A 16,840-nucleotide genomic window follows, 5' to 3' on the forward strand; every position below is an offset into this window, starting at 1 on the left:
CACGAGCCGCCCTTTTTATGATTTCCAAAAAACGATCAGCTATCGAGGAACGAGCGCAGCTTCCTGGAGCGGCTCGGATGCTTCAGCTTCCTCAGCGCCTTCGCCTCGATCTGGCGGATACGCTCACGCGTCACCGAGAACTGCTGGCCGACTTCTTCAAGCGTATGATCGGTGTTCATGCCGATGCCGAAACGCATGCGCAGCACGCGCTCCTCGCGCGGCGTCAGCGAGGCGAGAACCCGCGTCGTCGTATCGCGCAAATTCGCCTGAATGGCCGCGTCGATCGGCAGGAGCGCGTTCTTGTCCTCGATGAAATCGCCGAGATGTGAATCCTCCTCGTCGCCGACAGGCGTTTCGAGGCTGATCGGCTCCTTGGCGATCTTCAGAACCTTGCGCACCTTTTCGAGCGGCATGGCGAGCTTTTCCGCCAGTTCCTCCGGCGTCGGCTCGCGGCCGATCTCGTGCAGCATCTGGCGGGAGGTACGCACGATCTTGTTGATCGTCTCGATCATGTGCACCGGAATGCGGATCGTGCGGGCCTGATCGGCGATCGAGCGGGTGATCGCCTGCCTGATCCACCATGTGGCATAGGTCGAGAACTTGTAACCACGGCGGTATTCGAACTTATCGACCGCTTTCATCAGGCCGATATTGCCTTCCTGGATCAGATCCAGGAACTGCAGGCCGCGATTGGTGTATTTCTTGGCAATCGAGATGACGAGGCGCAGATTGGCCTCGACCATCTCCTTCTTGGCGATGGCCGCCTCGCGTTCGCCCTTCTGCACCTGATTGACGATGCGGCGGAACTCCCCAATGGAAATCGCCGTCTCCTGCGCCAGATTCTGGATCTCGTGGCGCAGATTGCCGATCGCCTTGGCTTCGTTCTTGCTGAATTCCTTCCAGCCACGCGTCGGCAGGGTCGAGACTTTCTCGATCCAGTTCGGGTTAAGCTCGCTGCCCTGGTATTCCTTCAGGAAATCCTCGCGGCGCACGCCATAGGATTCGGCAAGGCGGAGGAGCTTGCCCTCGTTCTGCACCAGGCGCTTGTTGATGTCGTAGAGCTGTTCGACCAGAGATTCGATACGGTTCTGGTTGAGCGAGAGCGATTTGACCGCTGAAATGAGCTGATCCTTCAGCTCCTTGTAGCGGCGCTCCTGGCTCGACGAAAGCGAACCCGACGCGGCGAGATGGCTTTCCACCTGCTGGTCCTGCAGCTTCCGCAGCTTCTTGTAGGTATCGGCGATCAGGTCGAGCGTTTCCATGACCTGGGGACGGAGCTCTGCTTCCATCGCGGCAAGCGACAGATTGGCCTCATCGTCTTCGTCGTCATCCTCCTCCATGGAGGTCTCACCGCCGACATTGGTGATGTCGTCATCGTCACGCCCGCCGCGGCGCGGCTTTTCGTCAACGCGGGGCTTTTCTTCCTCGACCCGCTCGATAACCGGCGCCTGCTTGGCTTCCGGACCGGCATAGGTGGTTTCGAGGTCAATGATTTCCCGCAGCAATATCTTCGAATCGTTGAGCTCGTCGCGCCAGATGATGATGGCCTGGAAGGTCAGCGGGCTTTCGCAAAGCCCGGCGATCATTGTCTCGCGGCCGGCCTCGATGCGCTTGGCGATGGCGATTTCGCCCTCGCGCGACAGAAGCTCCACTGAGCCCATCTCGCGCAGATACATGCGCACCGGGTCGTCGGTACGGTCGGTCGGCTCTTTTTTCGTCGTCGTGGCTGCGACTGCGGTGCCGGTCGCCTCGACCAGTTCGCCGCCTTCTGCCTCTTCTTCGCTCTCCGCCTCTTCGGCGTCGGCGTCCTGCTCGTCATCCTCGACGACATTGATGCCCATATCGGACAGCATCGCCATCGTGTCTTCGATCTGCTCGGAAGTCACCTCCTCGGAGGGGAGAACGGCGTTAAGCTCGTCCATCGTCACATAGCCGCGCTTTTTTGCGACCTTGATCATCTTCTTGACAGCGTCGTCAGAAAGGTCGAGAAGCGGCCCATCGGTTGCGCCTTCGCGCTCGACTTCAGCTTCCTCGTTTTCCTTTACCTTCGTTGCCATATATTCATCTCCAGGCGACCCGGTCGCTTTTCTATAGGGGCAAAGAGTGCGGACGGCTTCGCCAGTTGGGGGCTTCGCACATCGTCATGACATCAGCGATTAGCTGTTTCCTGTTAATGACCGATTAACCCTGTTTTCGGCATCGCAGGTTTTGCATATTCAGGCGGCCATACCGCCCATTTCAGACAACATCGCGGGAAAATTTGCTGAGCTATTGCCAGTTTTCCGTTTTCACCCAATGATTAAAACGTTCTGATTCCGTCATTTTGGCCGCTCGTCAAGAGCGAGTCATCTGATTCGGCCTAAAAAAGCGAATCATTTTGTGCATTCTCATTCCAGCGAATCAGAAACCGCCCGCCGGTCGTCCGGATGGAATCCCGAATCCCTCGATCAATGCTTCAATTGCCTCCGCTTTGCGGATTTCATTCTGGATATCGATAAGACGGCCGAAAACTTCGCCCGTTTCATCGTCCATAAGCGCGGCTTCCACCGCTCTGAGCTCCTTATGTAGAGTTCTTGCGCGTTGATGCAAGTGAACCGCCTGCCGCAATGCTTCGCGCGCGTCCTCTTCCGCTGCTCGTTCCGTCGCCGTCCAGACGCGGGCGCGCCGCACGATAACTTCCAGCGTCTCGATCGTTTCGCCATGGCCTGCGGCGCGCAACGCCTGGCGCATCTCCAGCCCGTCCTGCAGATGTGCCGCCGCCATCGCGTCCAGCATCGCCAAATGCAGCCGGCGCAACTGCGGATGTTCGAGGTCGAGCGCCGCCATCGCCTCGAAATCCTCATCGATCAGCCGGGGATGGTTGATGAGGATCAACAGGATCGCCGTTTCGCGCAAGGGCGGCATTGATGTGGAGGAAGCGCTTTTGACCAGTGATGAGCGGGCGAGGCTTTCGGAGACGGCGAGACGACCCGGAGCGCCGCCCCGACTCCGCTGACCATATCCGCCCTGCCCGTATCCGCCCTGACCATACCCGTTCTGGCCAAAACCGTTCCGGTTGTTGCCCCTCGGATTGTCGTTCTGATTGCCTCGGCGCGCCTGCCCGAAGAACTGCTGCGCCCGGTCGCGCATCTCCTGTGCATAATGCCGCCGCACATTTTCGTCGCCGATGCGCGCCGTTATCTCGCGCAGCCGCGCTTCAAGTTCCGCGCGCCGCTCCGGCGTATCGAACACGCCGCCCGACGCTTCGCGCGTCCACAGCATGTCGGCGAGCGGCCGCGCATCCCTGAGCACGGCATGGAACGCCTGCGGCCCATCCGCCTTGACCAGATCGTCCGGATCCTTGCCCTCGGGCAAAAGCGCGAAGCGCAGCGACTTGCCCGGCTTGAGCGCCGGCAGCCCGAGATCGACAGCGCGATGGGCCGCGCGGATACCCGCCTGGTCGCCATCGAAACAGAGCACCGGTTCCGGGCTCATCCGCCATAGGAGTTCCAGCTGATCCTCGGTCAGCGCCGTCCCCATTGGCGCCACCACCTGCGCGAAACCCGCCTGAGCCAGCGCGATGACATCCATATAGCCTTCCACGGCAATGACCGCCTTGGCCGGCTCGCCGCCCTGCGGCTGGCAGGCCTTGCGAGCGCGCAGCGCATTGTAAAGCATCCGCCCCTTGTGGAAGAGCTCCGTCTCCGGTGAGTTCAGATATTTGGCAGGCGCATCCGGGGAAAGCGCGCGTCCGCCGAACGCGACGACCCGCCCGCGCGTATCCTCGATCGGAAACATGATGCGGTCGCGGAAGCGGTCATAGGAAACGGCGATGCCCTCGCCCGAATAGACCAGCCCGCACGCCTCGATCTGCTCGCGCGTCGCGCCCTTGCTCGCCAGATGTTCCTTGAGCGCATTGCGACTTTCCGGTGCGTAGCCGAGGCGGAACGCCTGCTGCGTCGCCGCGGACAGGCCCCGATCGCGCAGATAGGCACGCGCCTTCGCGCCCGCTGCGGATTGCAATTGCTGCTCGAAAAAGCGCGCCGCCATATCCATTACGTCGTGCAGCGTGGCTCGCTCGGCCTCGCGCTTTTCCGATTCTGCATCCCGCGCCGGCATCGGCACTCCGGCCATATCAGCGACGCGCTGCACCGCCTCGGGGAAATTCAGCCCTTCCAGATCAGTCAGGAACTTGAAATGATCGCCCGTCACGCCGCAGCCGAAGCAATGATAGCGCCCCTTGCGGTCCTCGCAATGGAAGCTTGGCGTCTTTTCACCATGGAATGGGCAACAGGCCCAAAAATCGCCCTTGGCGGCATTGGTCTTCTTGCGGTCGAACGAAACCCGCATCCCGATCAGCGTCGAGATCGGCACGCGGTCTCGTATCTCATCGAGAAAGGAAGGCGGAAAACGCATTTGCACAACGCTCGGGGGGTTCAAATTGGTTTTGGAAAGCCTGATGGCCTCAAGACCATCTGTTACCATACGCCACAACTGTACCGCTCGCCAAACGGTGAGTTCGGTTTATCCCCACGCGAATATACGAATCATCATCTGCACGGCTCCCCGCCAATAAAGCGGCCACCTTCTCTCAGGCCCCGTCACCTGGGCGTTATAAACAGACCATCCAATTGTCATAAAATTGTCACACTACCTGCACGAACGCACGGGAATAATGCCAGGATACCTATTTTTAAGCAAAAAACTGTTTAGCCGGAACATATTTTTTTCTGTTAAGTTACACTTGCTTGAACGATGCCTTCGGTCAGTCCATCGCATTGGTTCGGCGCGCTGTCCCGAAAGGACGTGATCTCGTGAACGGTTCTGTTGTCTTGCTGCATCTGGCTGGAGCGGTCGCCCTTCTCTTGTGGGCGACGCGCATGGTGCGCACGGGCGTCGAAAGAACCTATGGCGACCAGCTGCGCCAGCGCCTGCGTGGCGTGATAAAGCGTCCGATCCTGGCAATCGGCTTCGGCACGGCGCTTGCCATTGCCCTGCAGAGCTCCACGGCGGTCACCCTTCTCGTCGGCTCCTTCGTGGGCTCCGGTTTCGTCAGCGGCATCGCCGGGCTTATGGCCGTGCGCGGCGCTGAGGTCGGCTCAGCCCTTGTCGTCAAGATCCTCAGCTATGACCTGACCATTCTCGTGCCGATCTGCATTCTCGCCGGCACCGCCATTTTCATGACCACCGAGCGGCGCGACTGGCGTCAGAACGGTCGGATACTGGTCGGTGTCGGCCTCCTCATCCTGTCGCTTGAAATGACCGGGCAGGCAACCGAACCGCTGCGCCATAGCCAACTCCTGCCGATCATCGTCGATTATCTCTCGGGCGACCCGATCACTGCCTATCTGCTGGCTGCGCTCATCACCTGGCTGTTCCATTCCAGCATCGCCGGCGTCATCCTTCTCACCACTTTCGCTTCGCGCGGCCTGATTCACCCGGAACTCGGCCTCGTCATGGTGCTCGGCGTCAATCTCGGCTCCTCGATCATCGCCCCGATCCTGACCCGCAACGCCCCCCCCGAAACCCGCGTCGTGCCGCTCGGCAATCTCCTGATGCGGGGCGCGGGCTCGCTTATCGTCCTGGTGCTGTTCCTTACCTTCCATCCCCCGCTGGGCCTGCTTGGCAGCGATCCGGTCAATCAGATCGTCAACGCCCACATCCTGTTCAACATCATCATCCTGCTTGCCGGCATCCCGCTTTCTGGAATGGTGCTGCGCGCTACAGAAGGATTGGTGAATCTCAACAAGCCCAAGGCCCAGCCGCAGCCGATGGCGGCGGAAGAATTGAGCGCCCTTGATCCGAGCGTTCTCGACACACCGTCGCAGGCGCTTGCCAACGCGACCCGCGAAGTGGTGCGCGTCTGCGAGACCGTGGAGATCATGCTGCAACGGGTCATGGATCTCTATGAAAACCCCGATCCGGCGCGCATCAAGGAACTGGCGGCGCTCGACGACCGCGTCGACCGGCGTCATGCAGCCATCAAGCTCTACCTCGCCAAGCTCGCCACCGGGGAGCTTTCCGACTATGAGGCTCTACGCACGCAGGAACTGCTTGGCGCATGCGTCAAGCTGGAGCAGGTCGGCGACATCATCGTGCGCAACATGCTTGCCCATGTGCAGAAAAAGATGGATCGCAAGCTGGAGTTTACCGAGGAAGGCTGGCGCGAGCTGTCCCAGTTCCACGCCTTCGTCCTGGCCAACGCGCATCTTGCCTTCAACGTTCTCGTCTCGCGTGACGGCCACACCGCCCGCCAACTGGTGCAGGAGAAGGATCGGCTGCGCGACATGGAGAAGGATACCAGCCAACGCCATTTCTCGCGCCTGCGCGAGGGAGCGACGCGCAGCCTGGAGACAAGCACCATCCACCTCGACACCATCCGCGATCTCAAGCAGATCAATTCCCTCCTCGCATCGATGGCCTATCCGGTTTTGGAGGAACAGGGCCTGCTCAGGGACACAAGGCTGAAAGTGGCGCAGAGCTGAGGCGGATGCGCCTTCACATGGAAACAGGCGTTATACCTCTCCCTCTGCCCGGTCGGGCATCTCCCCCACAAGGATGGAGATTGGCTGACATGGATCTTACCCTCACTCTTCAACATCTATGATTGGTGGTGAACGTTGATGAAGGCGTAATCTCCACCCTTGTGGGGGAGATGCGCGGCAGGGCAGAGGGGGGTGTCGAGAAGCGCCAACCTGCGCGACCCCTTCAAACAAAAACGGCGGCTCGTTTCCAGGCCGCCGTCGAATCTCCGTTCAGTCCCAAGGCAGCCTACTGCAGCAGTCCCTTGACGATGCCGCTCGCCTTGCTGAAATCCATCTTGCCGGGGAAGCGTTCCTTCAGCGCGTTCATGCACTTGCCCATGTCACGCAGGCCACCGGCGCCGACTTCCTCGACGACATGGGCGCAGGCCTTCTTCACGTCGGCCTCGCAGAGCTGCTGCGGCAGGAATCCGCGAATGACCTCGATCTCGGCGCGTTCGCCTTCGGCCAGTTCAAGACGGCTGCCTTCCTCGTATATCTTCGCTGATTCCTCGCGCTGCTTGATCATTTTGCAAAGGATCGCGCTCAATTCGTCATCCGAAACCGGGTCTTTGCCGGCCGTGCGATTGGCGATGTCGCGGTCCTTCAACGCCGCAAGGATAAGACGGAGCGTCGAAACGCGGCGTTTGTCCTGTGCCTTGACGGCGGTGTTGAGTGCCTGGGCGATCTGGTCGCGCAACATGGCGGTATCTCCTGATTTGGTATCCGATTTTAACGCTTCGTGAACGCGAAATCAATTGTTGCTGAACAGCAAACAATTGAATCTCCTCATGAAATTATTTCGTGGAGCGTTTATCGTAAACGATTGACCGAAGCGTCCGGTTTCTCTATTGTCCAAAGCCTAGCTGGACATTGTTATGGACACGCGGCGGCAGGCTTGATCGGCCCGTCGCGTTTTGTCATGTCATATGGAATGAAACTGGCTTGCTTTCAAGCCCTGTTCACGAACCGATCTGGAGTGCCTGATGACCGCCCCCGCCAAGAAGACCGCGCCCCAAACCGCAGCCTGGACGACGACCAGACCGACCGCCCTGCTCGTGCTCGCTGATGGTACGGTTATCGAGGGCATGGGCGCCGGCGCGACCGGCGCGATCGAGGCCGAAGTCTGCTTCAACACCGCGTTGACGGGCTATCAGGAAATCCTGACCGATCCCTCCTATGCGGGACAGATCGTCACCTTCACCTTCCCCCATATCGGCAATGTCGGAACCAATGGCGAGGATATCGAGGATCTGACGCCGGCGAACCGGTCCGGCGCCGTCGGTGCGGTCTTCAAGGCGAACATTACCGAACCCTCCAATTATCGCGCCGCCGCCGATCTCGACCAATGGCTGAAGAGCCGCGGCATCATCGCCCTTTCCGGCATCGATACCCGCGCGCTGACGGCGTTAATCCGTGAAAAGGGAACGCCCAACGCCGTCATCGCCCATGACCCCTCGGGCGAATTCGACATTCCGGCGCTCAAGAAACGCGCAGCCGCCTGGCATGGCCTGGTCGATCTCGACCTTGCCAAGGACGTCACCTCCGGCCAGACCTCCGTCTGGAACGAGACGCCTTGGGTCTGGAACGAGGGTTATGCCACCGAGGACGCGCCGCGCTACCACATCGTCGCCATCGATTACGGCGTGAAGCGCAACATCCTGCGGCTGATGACCGGGCTCGGCGCGAAAGTCACGGTCCTGCCCGCAACCGCGACGGCGGAAGACGTGCTGGCGCACAATCCGGACGGCATTTTCCTGTCGAACGGCCCCGGCGATCCGGCGGCGACCGGTGAATACGCCGTACCCACCATCAAGAAGCTGATCGACACCGATATTCCGCTGTTCGGCATCTGCCTCGGCCACCAGATGCTGGCGCTGGCGCTCGGCGCCACGACGCAGAAGATGCATCAGGGGCATCATGGCGCCAACCATCCGGTCAAGGATCACACCACGGGCAAGGTGGAGATCGTCTCGATGAATCACGGCTTCGCGGTCGATTCCGACTCGCTGCCCGATGGCGTGGACGAAACCCATATCTCGCTGTTCGACGGATCGAATTGCGGCCTGCGCCTTGCCGGCAAGCCAGTCTTCTCGGTGCAGCACCATCCGGAAGCCTCGCCCGGCCCGCAGGATTCGCACTATCTCTTCAGCCGCTTCTTCAACCTCATTCGTGAGAAGAAGGGCGAACCACTGCTACCGGAACGGCCGCAGGCAGCACACGCCGCCTAAAGCAAAGGTTGAAACAAAACAAAAAAGCCGGCGTTACTCGCCGGCTTTTTTGCATTCCAGTGGGAAAACTCAAATATCTGCGTTGAACGTATCGCAGGAATCGACCTTGCCGGAATTATACCCGCGGGTGAACCACTCGGCCCGCTGCGCCGACGTGCCGTGGTTGAAGGACTCTGGCACGACATAGCCCTGTGCGCGCTTTTGCAGCGTGTCGTCGCCGATCTGGTGGGCGGCGTTGATCGCCTCCTCGAGATCGCCCTGTTCGACGATGCCTTTCTGGTTGGTGTAATAGCCCCAAATGCCGGCGAAGCAGTCCGCCTGCAGCTCGACGCGCACTGATAATTTGTTCGAGTCGGCTTCGTTCATCGACTGCCGCATCTGATTGACACGTGGCAGGATGCCGAGCAGGTTCTGCACATGATGTCCGACCTCATGCGCCAGCACATAAGCCTGGGCGAAATCGCCGGATGCGCCGAAGCGGTTGGCGAGCTCATTGTAGAAACTCAGATCGATATAAACCTTGCGGTCGCCGGGGCAGTAGAATGGCCCGGAGGCGGAGCTGGCGAAGCCGCATGCCGATCGCACCTGATTGCTGAACAGCACCATGGTCGGCGGCGTATAGGTCGCGCCATTCGCCTTGAAGATGCCGCTCCACACATCCTCGGTTTCTGCGAGGATGGTCTTGACGAATTGGGTCATCTCGTCATTGCGCTGCTGCGAAGGCGCGCCGGATACCTGGGTTTGGCTCTGCCCCTGGGTTTGGACAGGCGTAAGATTGCCGTTCAAAAGGAACTGCATCGGATCGAGCCCGCAGGCTTTCAGTCCGAAGAACAGCACGACCAGGATGACGATGCCGGAAATGCCGCCGCCGCGCACCAGTTGGAAGGCCGGTCCGACCATCCCTCCACCGCCGAGGCCGCCCAAGCCCCCCTGGCCAGGGCCGCCCTGGGCTCCGTCATTCTCGCCCCGGAGGTCTTCCACATTGTCGCTTTGCCTGCCGCCTTGCCAGCGCATGATCCCGACACTCCTTGATGCTGCCTGTGGAATTAATGGCGCAAAACACAAATGTTCACAACCAGCCTTTGCACATCCTAACAGGCAAACCGTTTTCGGCGTGATTTTAAGGCAAACGCGGTATTCGCTTTCTTAAGAACAGGCGGAATCCGCCTTGTTCGCGCGGCTTCTGCGACGACATTTCCGAAGAAAGCCCGAAAATAACCATGAATAATCGTGTTTTTGGGGGTTACGCCGCAGCGATCCTTTGCCTATAAGGCCCGCTTAGCCTCATAGACGAATTTTGCTGTCAACCCGCCGGGAAACCCTCGCGGGCTTTCAGGGCAGCGCGTGGCCTAAGCGACAGGATAGCATCATGCCGAAACGTACAGACATTAAATCGATCCTGATCATCGGTGCGGGGCCGATCGTCATCGGCCAGGCATGTGAGTTCGATTATTCCGGCACCCAGGCCTGCAAGGCGCTGAAGGAGGAAGGCTACCGCATCATCCTCGTCAATTCCAATCCGGCAACGATCATGACCGATCCGGAACTGGCTGACGCCACCTATATCGAGCCGATCACGCCGGAAGTCGTCGCCAAGATCATTGCCAAGGAACGGCCAGACGCGCTCCTGCCCACCATGGGCGGCCAGACCGCGCTCAATACTGCCCTGTCGCTCCGGCGCATGGGCGTGCTCGACCGCTACAATGTCGAGATGATCGGCGCCAACGCAGAGGCGATCGACAAGGCCGAAGACCGCGCGCTGTTCCGCGAGGCGATGCGCAAAATCGGGCTGGAAACGCCAAAATCGATGCTCGCCAATGCGACCGATGCCAAGGATAAAGATCGCAAGGCGCACGAGGAACAGCGTAAAGCGCTGAAGGCCAAATATACCGGAGCCGAACTCGACACCGCCTTGGACAAGCTGGAAACCGAATGGCAGCTCGGCGAAGTCGACCGCAAGCAGCGCTATATGGCGCATGCCATGGGCATGGCGGGCCAGGCGCTGGAGCATGTCGGCCTCCCCGCGATCATCCGCCCCTCCTTCACGCTCGGCGGCACCGGCGGCGGCATCGCCTATAACCGTTCTGAATTTTACGAGATCATCGAGCGCGGCCTCGACGCCTCGCCGACCACCGAAGTGCTGATCGAGGAATCCGTGCTCGGCTGGAAGGAGTATGAGATGGAGGTCGTCCGCGACAAGGCGGACAATTGCATCATTATCTGCTCCATCGAGAATCTCGACCCGATGGGTGTCCATACCGGCGACTCGATCACCGTCGCCCCGGCGCTGACGCTCACGGACAAAGAATACCAGATCATGCGCAACGCCTCCATCGCGGTGCTGCGCGAGATCGGCGTGGAGACCGGCGGCTCGAACGTACAGTTCGCAGTCAATCCGGCAGACGGCCGTCTGATCGTCATCGAGATGAACCCGCGCGTGTCGCGCTCTTCCGCGCTCGCCTCCAAGGCGACCGGCTTCCCCATCGCCAAGGTCGCGGCCAAGCTTGCCGTCGGCTATACGCTGGACGAACTGGAAAACGACATCACCGGCGGCGCAACGCCTGCCTCCTTCGAGCCGTCGATTGATTATGTCGTCACCAAGATCCCGCGTTTCGCCTTTGAAAAATTCCCAGGCGCCTCGCCCATCCTGACCACCGCCATGAAATCCGTCGGCGAGGTCATGGCCATCGGCCGTACCTTCCAGGAATCGCTGCAGAAGGCTTTGCGCGGTCTTGAAACAGGCCTCACCGGCCTTGACGAGATCGCCATCCCCGGCATTGAGGAAGGCGACGACAAGAACGCCATCCGCGCGGCAATAGGCACGCCGACGCCCGACCGGCTGCGCATGGTCGCGCAGGCGATCCGCATGGGCATGTCGCTCGAGCAGGTGCATGAGAGCTGCAAGATCGATCCGTGGTTCCTCGAACAGATCGAGGGCATCATCGACATGGAGGCCCGCATCCGCGAGCACGGCCTGCCGCACGACCAGGAAAATCTGCGCATGCTTAAAGGCATGGGCTTCTCCGATGCCCGCCTTGCCAGCCTGACAGGCCAGGATGCCGAGGATGTAGCCAAGCTGCGCGCCAAGCTCGACGTGCATCCCGTATTCAAGCGCATCGACACCTGCGCCGCCGAATTCGCCTCCCCCACCGCCTATATGTATTCGACCTACGAGACGCCCTTTGCCGGTGAGACGCGCTCCGAGGCGCAGGTCTCTTCAGCCAGGAAGGTCGTCATTCTCGGCGGCGGCCCGAACCGTATCGGCCAGGGCATCGAGTTTGATTATTGCTGCTGCCATGCCGCCTTCGCGCTCGGCGACGCCGGCTACGAATCGATCATGATCAACTGCAATCCGGAGACGGTGTCGACCGACTATGACACCTCCGACCGCCTTTATTTCGAGCCGCTGACGGCGGAGGACGTGCTGGAGATCCTACGCGCCGAACAGGCGGCAGGCACGCTCGTCGGCGTCATCGTCCAGTTCGGCGGACAGACCCCGCTGAAGCTCGCCGACGCGCTGGAAAAGGCCGGTATCCCGATCCTCGGCACCTCGCCCGACGCGATCGACCTTGCCGAGGACCGCGACCGCTTCCAGAAGCTCCTGATGAAGCTCGGCCTCAACCAGCCGAAGAACGGCATCGCCTATTCCGTCGAGCAGGCCCGGCTGATCGCCGGCGATCTGGGCTTTCCACTGGTCGTCCGCCCCTCCTATGTGCTGGGCGGTCGCGCCATGCAGATCATCCATGACGAGCGGGGCCTGCAAAGCTATCTGCTCGACACCGTGCCCGAACTGGTGCCGGAGGATATCAAGGCGAAATATCCCAACGACAAGACCGGCCAGATCAATACGCTTCTGGGCAAGAACCCGCTTCTGTTCGATACCTATCTGAGCGAAGCCATCGAGGTCGATGTCGATTGCCTGTGCGACGGCAAGGACACCTATGTCTGCGGCATCATGGAGCATATCGAGGAAGCCGGCATCCATTCGGGTGACAGCGCCTGCTCGCTGCCGGTTCACACGCTGTCTAAGGAAATGGTGACCGAACTCGAGCGCCAGACGGCGGCGCTCGCCAAGGCGCTCAATGTCGGCGGCCTGATGAACGTCCAATACGCCATCAAGGAGGGCACGATCTACGTGCTCGAAGTCAATCCGCGCGCATCGCGCACCGTGCCTTTCGTCGCCAAGACCGTCGGCACGCCGATTGCCAAGGTCGCCGCCCGCATCATGGCCGGCGAAACGCTTGATGAGGCGCTGGGCGCTTATGGCGGCAAGCCGGATCTGGCGACCCGCCCGCATATCGCCGTCAAGGAAGCCGTGTTCCCCTTCGCCCGTTTCCCAGGCGTCGATATCCTGCTTGGACCGGAAATGCGCTCGACCGGCGAGGTCATGGGCCTTGATTACGACTACGCGCTGGCCTTCGCCAAGGCGCAGCTCGGCGCAGGTGTCGATCTCCCGCGCGACGGCACGCTGTTCGTATCGGTGCGCGACGAGGACAAGGCCGGCATCCTGCCCGCCGTGAAGCGCCTTGCCGGCATCGGCTTCAAGGTTCTCGCCACCGGCGGCACTCAGCGCTTCCTGGCCGAAAACGGCGTCGAGGCGGCGAAGATCAACAAGGTCCTGGAAGGCCGCCCCCACATCGAGGACGCCATCCGCAACCGCCAGGTCCACATCGTCTTCAACACCACCGACAGCGCCAAGGCGGTCTCCGACTCAAAGTCGATCCGCCGCGCCACGCTGATGCAGAAGGTGCCGTACTATACGACCCTCGCCGGCGCGGAAGCCGTAGCCGAAGCCATCGCCGCGCTGAAGGCCGGATCGCTGGAGGTCAGGCCGTTGCAGGATTATTTCAACTGAATATCGGAGGTAGGGCGGGAGCTTTGCCCCGCCCTCACCCATATTTATGCACCGGCAGTTCCAGCGGCTCCCCGGCCTCGTTCTTCTCCAGATGCAATATTCGTGAAAACACGTTGCCATGCGTCTTTCGCCGACCGATATGGATGATGGCCGCGTCCTGCAGATGATTGCGTAGAATGTCGAGGACGCGTTCGAGCGCGTCCTCCTCCATGCCGTCGAGCGCTTCGTCCACCACTACCCAGCGCGGATTGATAAGGCTGAGCCGCGCGAAGGCGAGGCATTGCTGTTCGTCCTCGGCCAGTACACGGTCCCAGCGCGCAACGCGGTCGAGACTTCCGGCCAGTCGCTCCAGCCCGCCCCGCTGCAACGCCGCCTGCAGGTCGTGCTCTGAAAAGCGGCCGCTGTCGAGCGGATAGGCGAGCGCGCCGCGTAGCGACGAGGGCGGGAAATACGGCGTGCGCGGCATGTAGACGACATCGCTGCCTTTGGGCAGGCCGATCCTGCCTGCTCCCCACGGCCACAGCCCGGCAAGAGCACGGAACAGGAGCGTCTTGTCGGTGCCGGGCTGGCCGACGATCAGCACGCGCTCCTTCTCGTTGATTTCTATATGTGTCTCGCGCAGTTTCATGCCGCCCTCGGTCGAGACGATTTCGAGATTGTTGATGGTCATGCGGCTGTCTTCATTCTCCTCAATGGCGATCCGTCGGTCGAGCGTACCCATCTCGTCCATCTTGAGCACTGCCTGGCGGAACGAAGCGACGCGCAGCAGCGTCGCGCGCCAATCCGCGATAGCGCCGAAATTATCGACGAACCAGCGCAGCGACGTATGTACCTGCGTGAAAGCGCCAACAGCCATCATCAGCCCGCCGAAGGTCAGTCCCCCGGCGAAATAAACAGGAGCGGCGACAAGGATCGGCGCGACGATGGTGAACCAGCCATAGCCGGCGGTCACCCATGTCAGATTGGTCAGCGCCAGGACGATACGCCTGATGGCGATCAGAACCGCACCCAAATCGAGATCGAGCCGCCGTTTTTCATCGGCCTCGCCACGCGCCAGCGCGATCGCATCGATATGCTCATTGACGCGCATCAGCGAAAACCGAAGCTCCGCCTCCCGCGCGTAGCGGTCGGCATTGATCGTCACCAGCCTGCGTCCGACCATCCATGTCAGCCAGGAAGCCGAAGCCGCATAGAGCATCGCTGCCCAGACCATATAGCCGGGAATGGAGAAATTGTAGCCGCCGACATGGAAGATGAAGCCGCTCGACAGCGCCCACAGGACGCCGACGAAACTGATGAGCAGGATCGACGCCTGCAGCAGCCCGATGCCGAGATCGGCCGTCATCTCAGCCAGATGGCGCGCATCCTCATGCAGCCGCTGATCCGGATTGACGCCGATTTCGCCGGCGCCGGACAGGCGGAAAGCACGACCCGGCACCATCCATTGACCAATCAGATCGCCTGCCAGCCCCTCGCGCAGCTTGAGCTTGAACATCTGGTTGAGCCAGGTCTGCGTCACGTTGAGCACCAGAAGCGTTCCCGCGATGCCAAGGAAAATCAGCAGTTGATGCAGGAACGCGGGCATGTCCCGCCGCGCCAGCGCATCGTAGAACGGCACATTCCAGCGGTTGAGGTAGAGCTGGCCATAGGCGATGGCCGCAACGAGGAGGAAAATCGAACTGCCGGTAAAGATGAGGGCGCTGCGCACTGGCGACGCCCAGAAGGCGCCGAGCATCATCGAACCCTGCGACACGATATCCAAACCGCCACCCATGCCGCCCTTGTCGGGGCCGGCGCGTGAGCGGAACAGGCGCTCGCGCCAGGATGGTGCCTCTTTTCCCGCTTTCGGTGTCTCAGCCTCGCCGGAAACCGGTCCAGACGCTCTGCGCGGGGTCTTCAATGCCATGAGCCCTCCATATGTCTGTTCCCGCCATCTTCCAATCGGGAAGAATCAATATGAGCTCCTCTCTCTTGAAGATGCGCAGGAAGCGCCAATCATGGAAAGATGTGGCAGAAACATATTGATGGCAACATGGGGGTTTTAAGGCGCGCGCTGCATTGATCGCCAGGGCGGACGGCAGCCCGGCAGGATGCAAGGCCACAACCGATAATCCCTCTACAGAACGGCTTGTAATCAAGGCAATTGTGTCATAGAATTTTGCCATCGATATTTCGGTCGAGTGACTTTGCGACCCGTGCGACTAGTTCGCGCTTCCTGACGATCTCCTCTCTATAATCGATCCACGGGCGCGTATGCGAATGATGCGGGCCTTTATTTTTACGACGTTAAAGGAGTTTCCCATGGCTACGGGAACAGTGAAGTGGTTCAACGGCACAAAAGGCTTCGGCTTCATTCAGCCTGATCAGGGCGGCGCGGACGTTTTCGTCCACATCTCAGCCGTCGAGCGTGCAGGTCTGCGCGGCCTCGATGAAGGCCAGAAGATCAACTACGAAATCGTGCTGGACCGCCGTTCCGGCAAGTCCTCCGCAGACAACCTCTCGGTTGCCTGATCACCGCTTCACAGCGATAGAACCAGAATGAAAAAGGCGGGGGAAACCCCGCCTTTTTCTATGCTGATGACCGAACGTTATTCCGGCAGCCAGCCGAGCGGCACATGCCCGGGATCGGCGGCGACGCGGCCGAGCCAGGCCGACACGGCGGGATAGCGCGTCAGGTCGAAGCCGCCGCGTTCCGCATCATGCGTATAGGCGTAGAGCGCAATATCGGCGACACTGATCGCCTCGCCCGCAAGAAAGGGCGTCTTTTGCAACTGCGCTTCCATGACGCCGAGCGCCTTGTCTCCGCCTTCAAGCGTGGCGGCAAGCCTTTCCGGCGTCGCGAGTTTCGCCCGCTCCGGATAGGTCATCAGCGCACGGCGCACCGCTATGGAGGGCTCATGGCTATATTGCTCGAAGAACAGCCATTGATAGACCAGCGCCCGTTCATAGGTGTCGGACGGCAGATACCGAGTGCCTTCGGCCAGATGCAGCAGGATGGCGTTGGATTCAGCAAGGAAGCGCCCATCGTCGAGTTCGAGCAGCGGAAGCTTGCCGTTCGGGTTTTTGGCGAGATATTCCGGCGTCCGCGTCGAACCATCGCGCGAGGACATGGTGACATGGCGAAACGGCATCCCCAGTTTCGCCAGCAAAAGCCGCGGCTTGTAGGAATTTCCTGAATCAGGATGCGAATATAGGACGGGCATGGATCAAATCTCCGGTTACGGGCGATTCATGCCGCACCAGCCGCTTGCCGT

11 protein-coding genes are annotated in these 16,840 nt (G+C 60.7%); 4 read left to right on the forward strand and 7 right to left on the reverse strand.

Annotated elements, in window-relative coordinates; genetic code table 11:
- Positions 1 to 35: 35 nt before the first annotated feature.
- Both rpoD and dnaG read right to left on the reverse strand, forming a co-directional pair.
- The gene (rpoD, locus tag DUT91_RS01560; protein ID WP_114438604.1) at positions 36 to 2,057 is read right to left on the reverse strand and encodes an RNA polymerase sigma factor RpoD; all 2,022 of its coding nucleotides are present in this window, start codon (positions 2,055 to 2,057) and stop codon (positions 36 to 38) included.
- A gap of 343 nt (positions 2,058 to 2,400) precedes the next feature.
- Positions 2,401 to 4,395, reverse strand: coding sequence for a DNA primase (gene dnaG, locus DUT91_RS01565; RefSeq protein ID WP_114438982.1), 1,995 nt, complete (start codon positions 4,393 to 4,395; stop codon positions 2,401 to 2,403).
- Between the two features lie 398 nt (positions 4,396 to 4,793).
- On the opposite strand from dnaG, the gene DUT91_RS01570 reads away from it, so the two are divergent.
- A complete protein-coding gene (locus tag DUT91_RS01570) occupies positions 4,794 to 6,464 on the forward strand; it encodes a Na/Pi cotransporter family protein (RefSeq protein WP_114438983.1) in 1,671 nt (556 codons plus the stop codon).
- A gap of 286 nt (positions 6,465 to 6,750) precedes the next feature.
- Here the strand turns inward: DUT91_RS01570 and DUT91_RS01575 are convergent, their stop codons facing one another.
- Complete coding sequence (locus DUT91_RS01575) at positions 6,751 to 7,203, reverse strand: GatB/YqeY domain-containing protein (protein WP_114438605.1); 453 nt, start codon at positions 7,201 to 7,203, stop codon at positions 6,751 to 6,753.
- A 283-nt stretch (positions 7,204 to 7,486) separates the two neighbouring features.
- Between DUT91_RS01575 and carA the strand changes: the two genes are divergently transcribed.
- Positions 7,487 to 8,731, forward strand: a complete 1,245-nt coding sequence (gene carA, locus DUT91_RS01580) for a glutamine-hydrolyzing carbamoyl-phosphate synthase small subunit (protein ID WP_114438606.1) — start codon at positions 7,487 to 7,489, stop codon at positions 8,729 to 8,731.
- A gap of 69 nt (positions 8,732 to 8,800) precedes the next feature.
- Here carA and ypfJ read toward each other — a convergent pair whose 3' ends face one another.
- Entirely contained in the window at positions 8,801 to 9,745 is a 945-nt protein-coding gene (ypfJ, locus tag DUT91_RS01585; RefSeq protein WP_114438607.1) for a KPN_02809 family neutral zinc metallopeptidase, read from the reverse strand.
- A gap of 355 nt (positions 9,746 to 10,100) precedes the next feature.
- Here ypfJ and carB point away from each other — a divergent pair, with 355 nt between their 5' ends.
- Entirely contained in the window at positions 10,101 to 13,586 is a 3,486-nt protein-coding gene (carB, locus tag DUT91_RS01590) for a carbamoyl-phosphate synthase large subunit (RefSeq protein ID WP_114438608.1), read from the forward strand.
- Between the two features lie 34 nt (positions 13,587 to 13,620).
- Here the strand turns inward: carB and DUT91_RS01595 are convergent, their stop codons facing one another.
- Together DUT91_RS01595 and DUT91_RS25725 are read right to left on the reverse strand one after the other, a co-directional pair.
- Entirely contained in the window at positions 13,621 to 15,360 is a 1,740-nt protein-coding gene (locus DUT91_RS01595) for an ABC transporter ATP-binding protein/permease (RefSeq protein ID WP_245419491.1), read from the reverse strand.
- A 79-nt stretch (positions 15,361 to 15,439) separates the two neighbouring features.
- Positions 15,440 to 15,751, reverse strand: coding sequence for a hypothetical protein (locus tag DUT91_RS25725; protein WP_160113618.1), 312 nt, complete (start codon positions 15,749 to 15,751; stop codon positions 15,440 to 15,442).
- 136 nt (positions 15,752 to 15,887) lie between these two features.
- Between DUT91_RS25725 and DUT91_RS01600 the strand changes: the two genes are divergently transcribed.
- Entirely contained in the window at positions 15,888 to 16,097 is a 210-nt protein-coding gene (locus DUT91_RS01600; protein WP_114438610.1) for a cold-shock protein, read from the forward strand.
- 77 nt (positions 16,098 to 16,174) lie between these two features.
- Here the strand turns inward: DUT91_RS01600 and DUT91_RS01605 are convergent, their stop codons facing one another.
- Positions 16,175 to 16,789, reverse strand: coding sequence for a glutathione S-transferase family protein (locus tag DUT91_RS01605; RefSeq protein WP_114438611.1), 615 nt, complete (start codon positions 16,787 to 16,789; stop codon positions 16,175 to 16,177).
- Positions 16,790 to 16,840 lie beyond the last annotated feature (51 nt).

Origin of the sequence: Paramesorhizobium salinisoli (assembly GCF_003335045.1) — a bacterium.
GTDB lineage: Bacteria > Pseudomonadota > Alphaproteobacteria > Rhizobiales > Rhizobiaceae > Paramesorhizobium > Paramesorhizobium salinisoli.

Coding starts and splice junctions, on each gene's coding strand:
- DUT91_RS25725 (WP_160113618.1), bottom strand. CDS start 15,751: ATGGCAAAATTCTATGACACAATTGCCTTGATTACAAGCCGTTCTGTA.
- rpoD (WP_114438604.1), bottom strand. CDS start 2,057: ATGGCAACGAAGGTAAAGGAAAACGAGGAAGCTGAAGTCGAGCGCGAA.
- dnaG (WP_114438982.1), bottom strand. CDS start 4,395: ATGCGTTTTCCGCCTTCCTTTCTCGATGAGATACGAGACCGCGTGCCG.
- ypfJ (WP_114438607.1), bottom strand. CDS start 9,745: ATGCGCTGGCAAGGCGGCAGGCAAAGCGACAATGTGGAAGACCTCCGG.
- DUT91_RS01595 (WP_245419491.1), bottom strand. CDS start 15,360: ATGGGTGGCGGTTTGGATATCGTGTCGCAGGGTTCGATGATGCTCGGC.
- carA (WP_114438606.1), top strand. CDS start 7,487: ATGACCGCCCCCGCCAAGAAGACCGCGCCCCAAACCGCAGCCTGGACG.
- DUT91_RS01575 (WP_114438605.1), bottom strand. CDS start 7,203: ATGTTGCGCGACCAGATCGCCCAGGCACTCAACACCGCCGTCAAGGCA.
- DUT91_RS01605 (WP_114438611.1), bottom strand. CDS start 16,789: ATGCCCGTCCTATATTCGCATCCTGATTCAGGAAATTCCTACAAGCCG.
- carB (WP_114438608.1), top strand. CDS start 10,101: ATGCCGAAACGTACAGACATTAAATCGATCCTGATCATCGGTGCGGGG.
- DUT91_RS01600 (WP_114438610.1), top strand. CDS start 15,888: ATGGCTACGGGAACAGTGAAGTGGTTCAACGGCACAAAAGGCTTCGGC.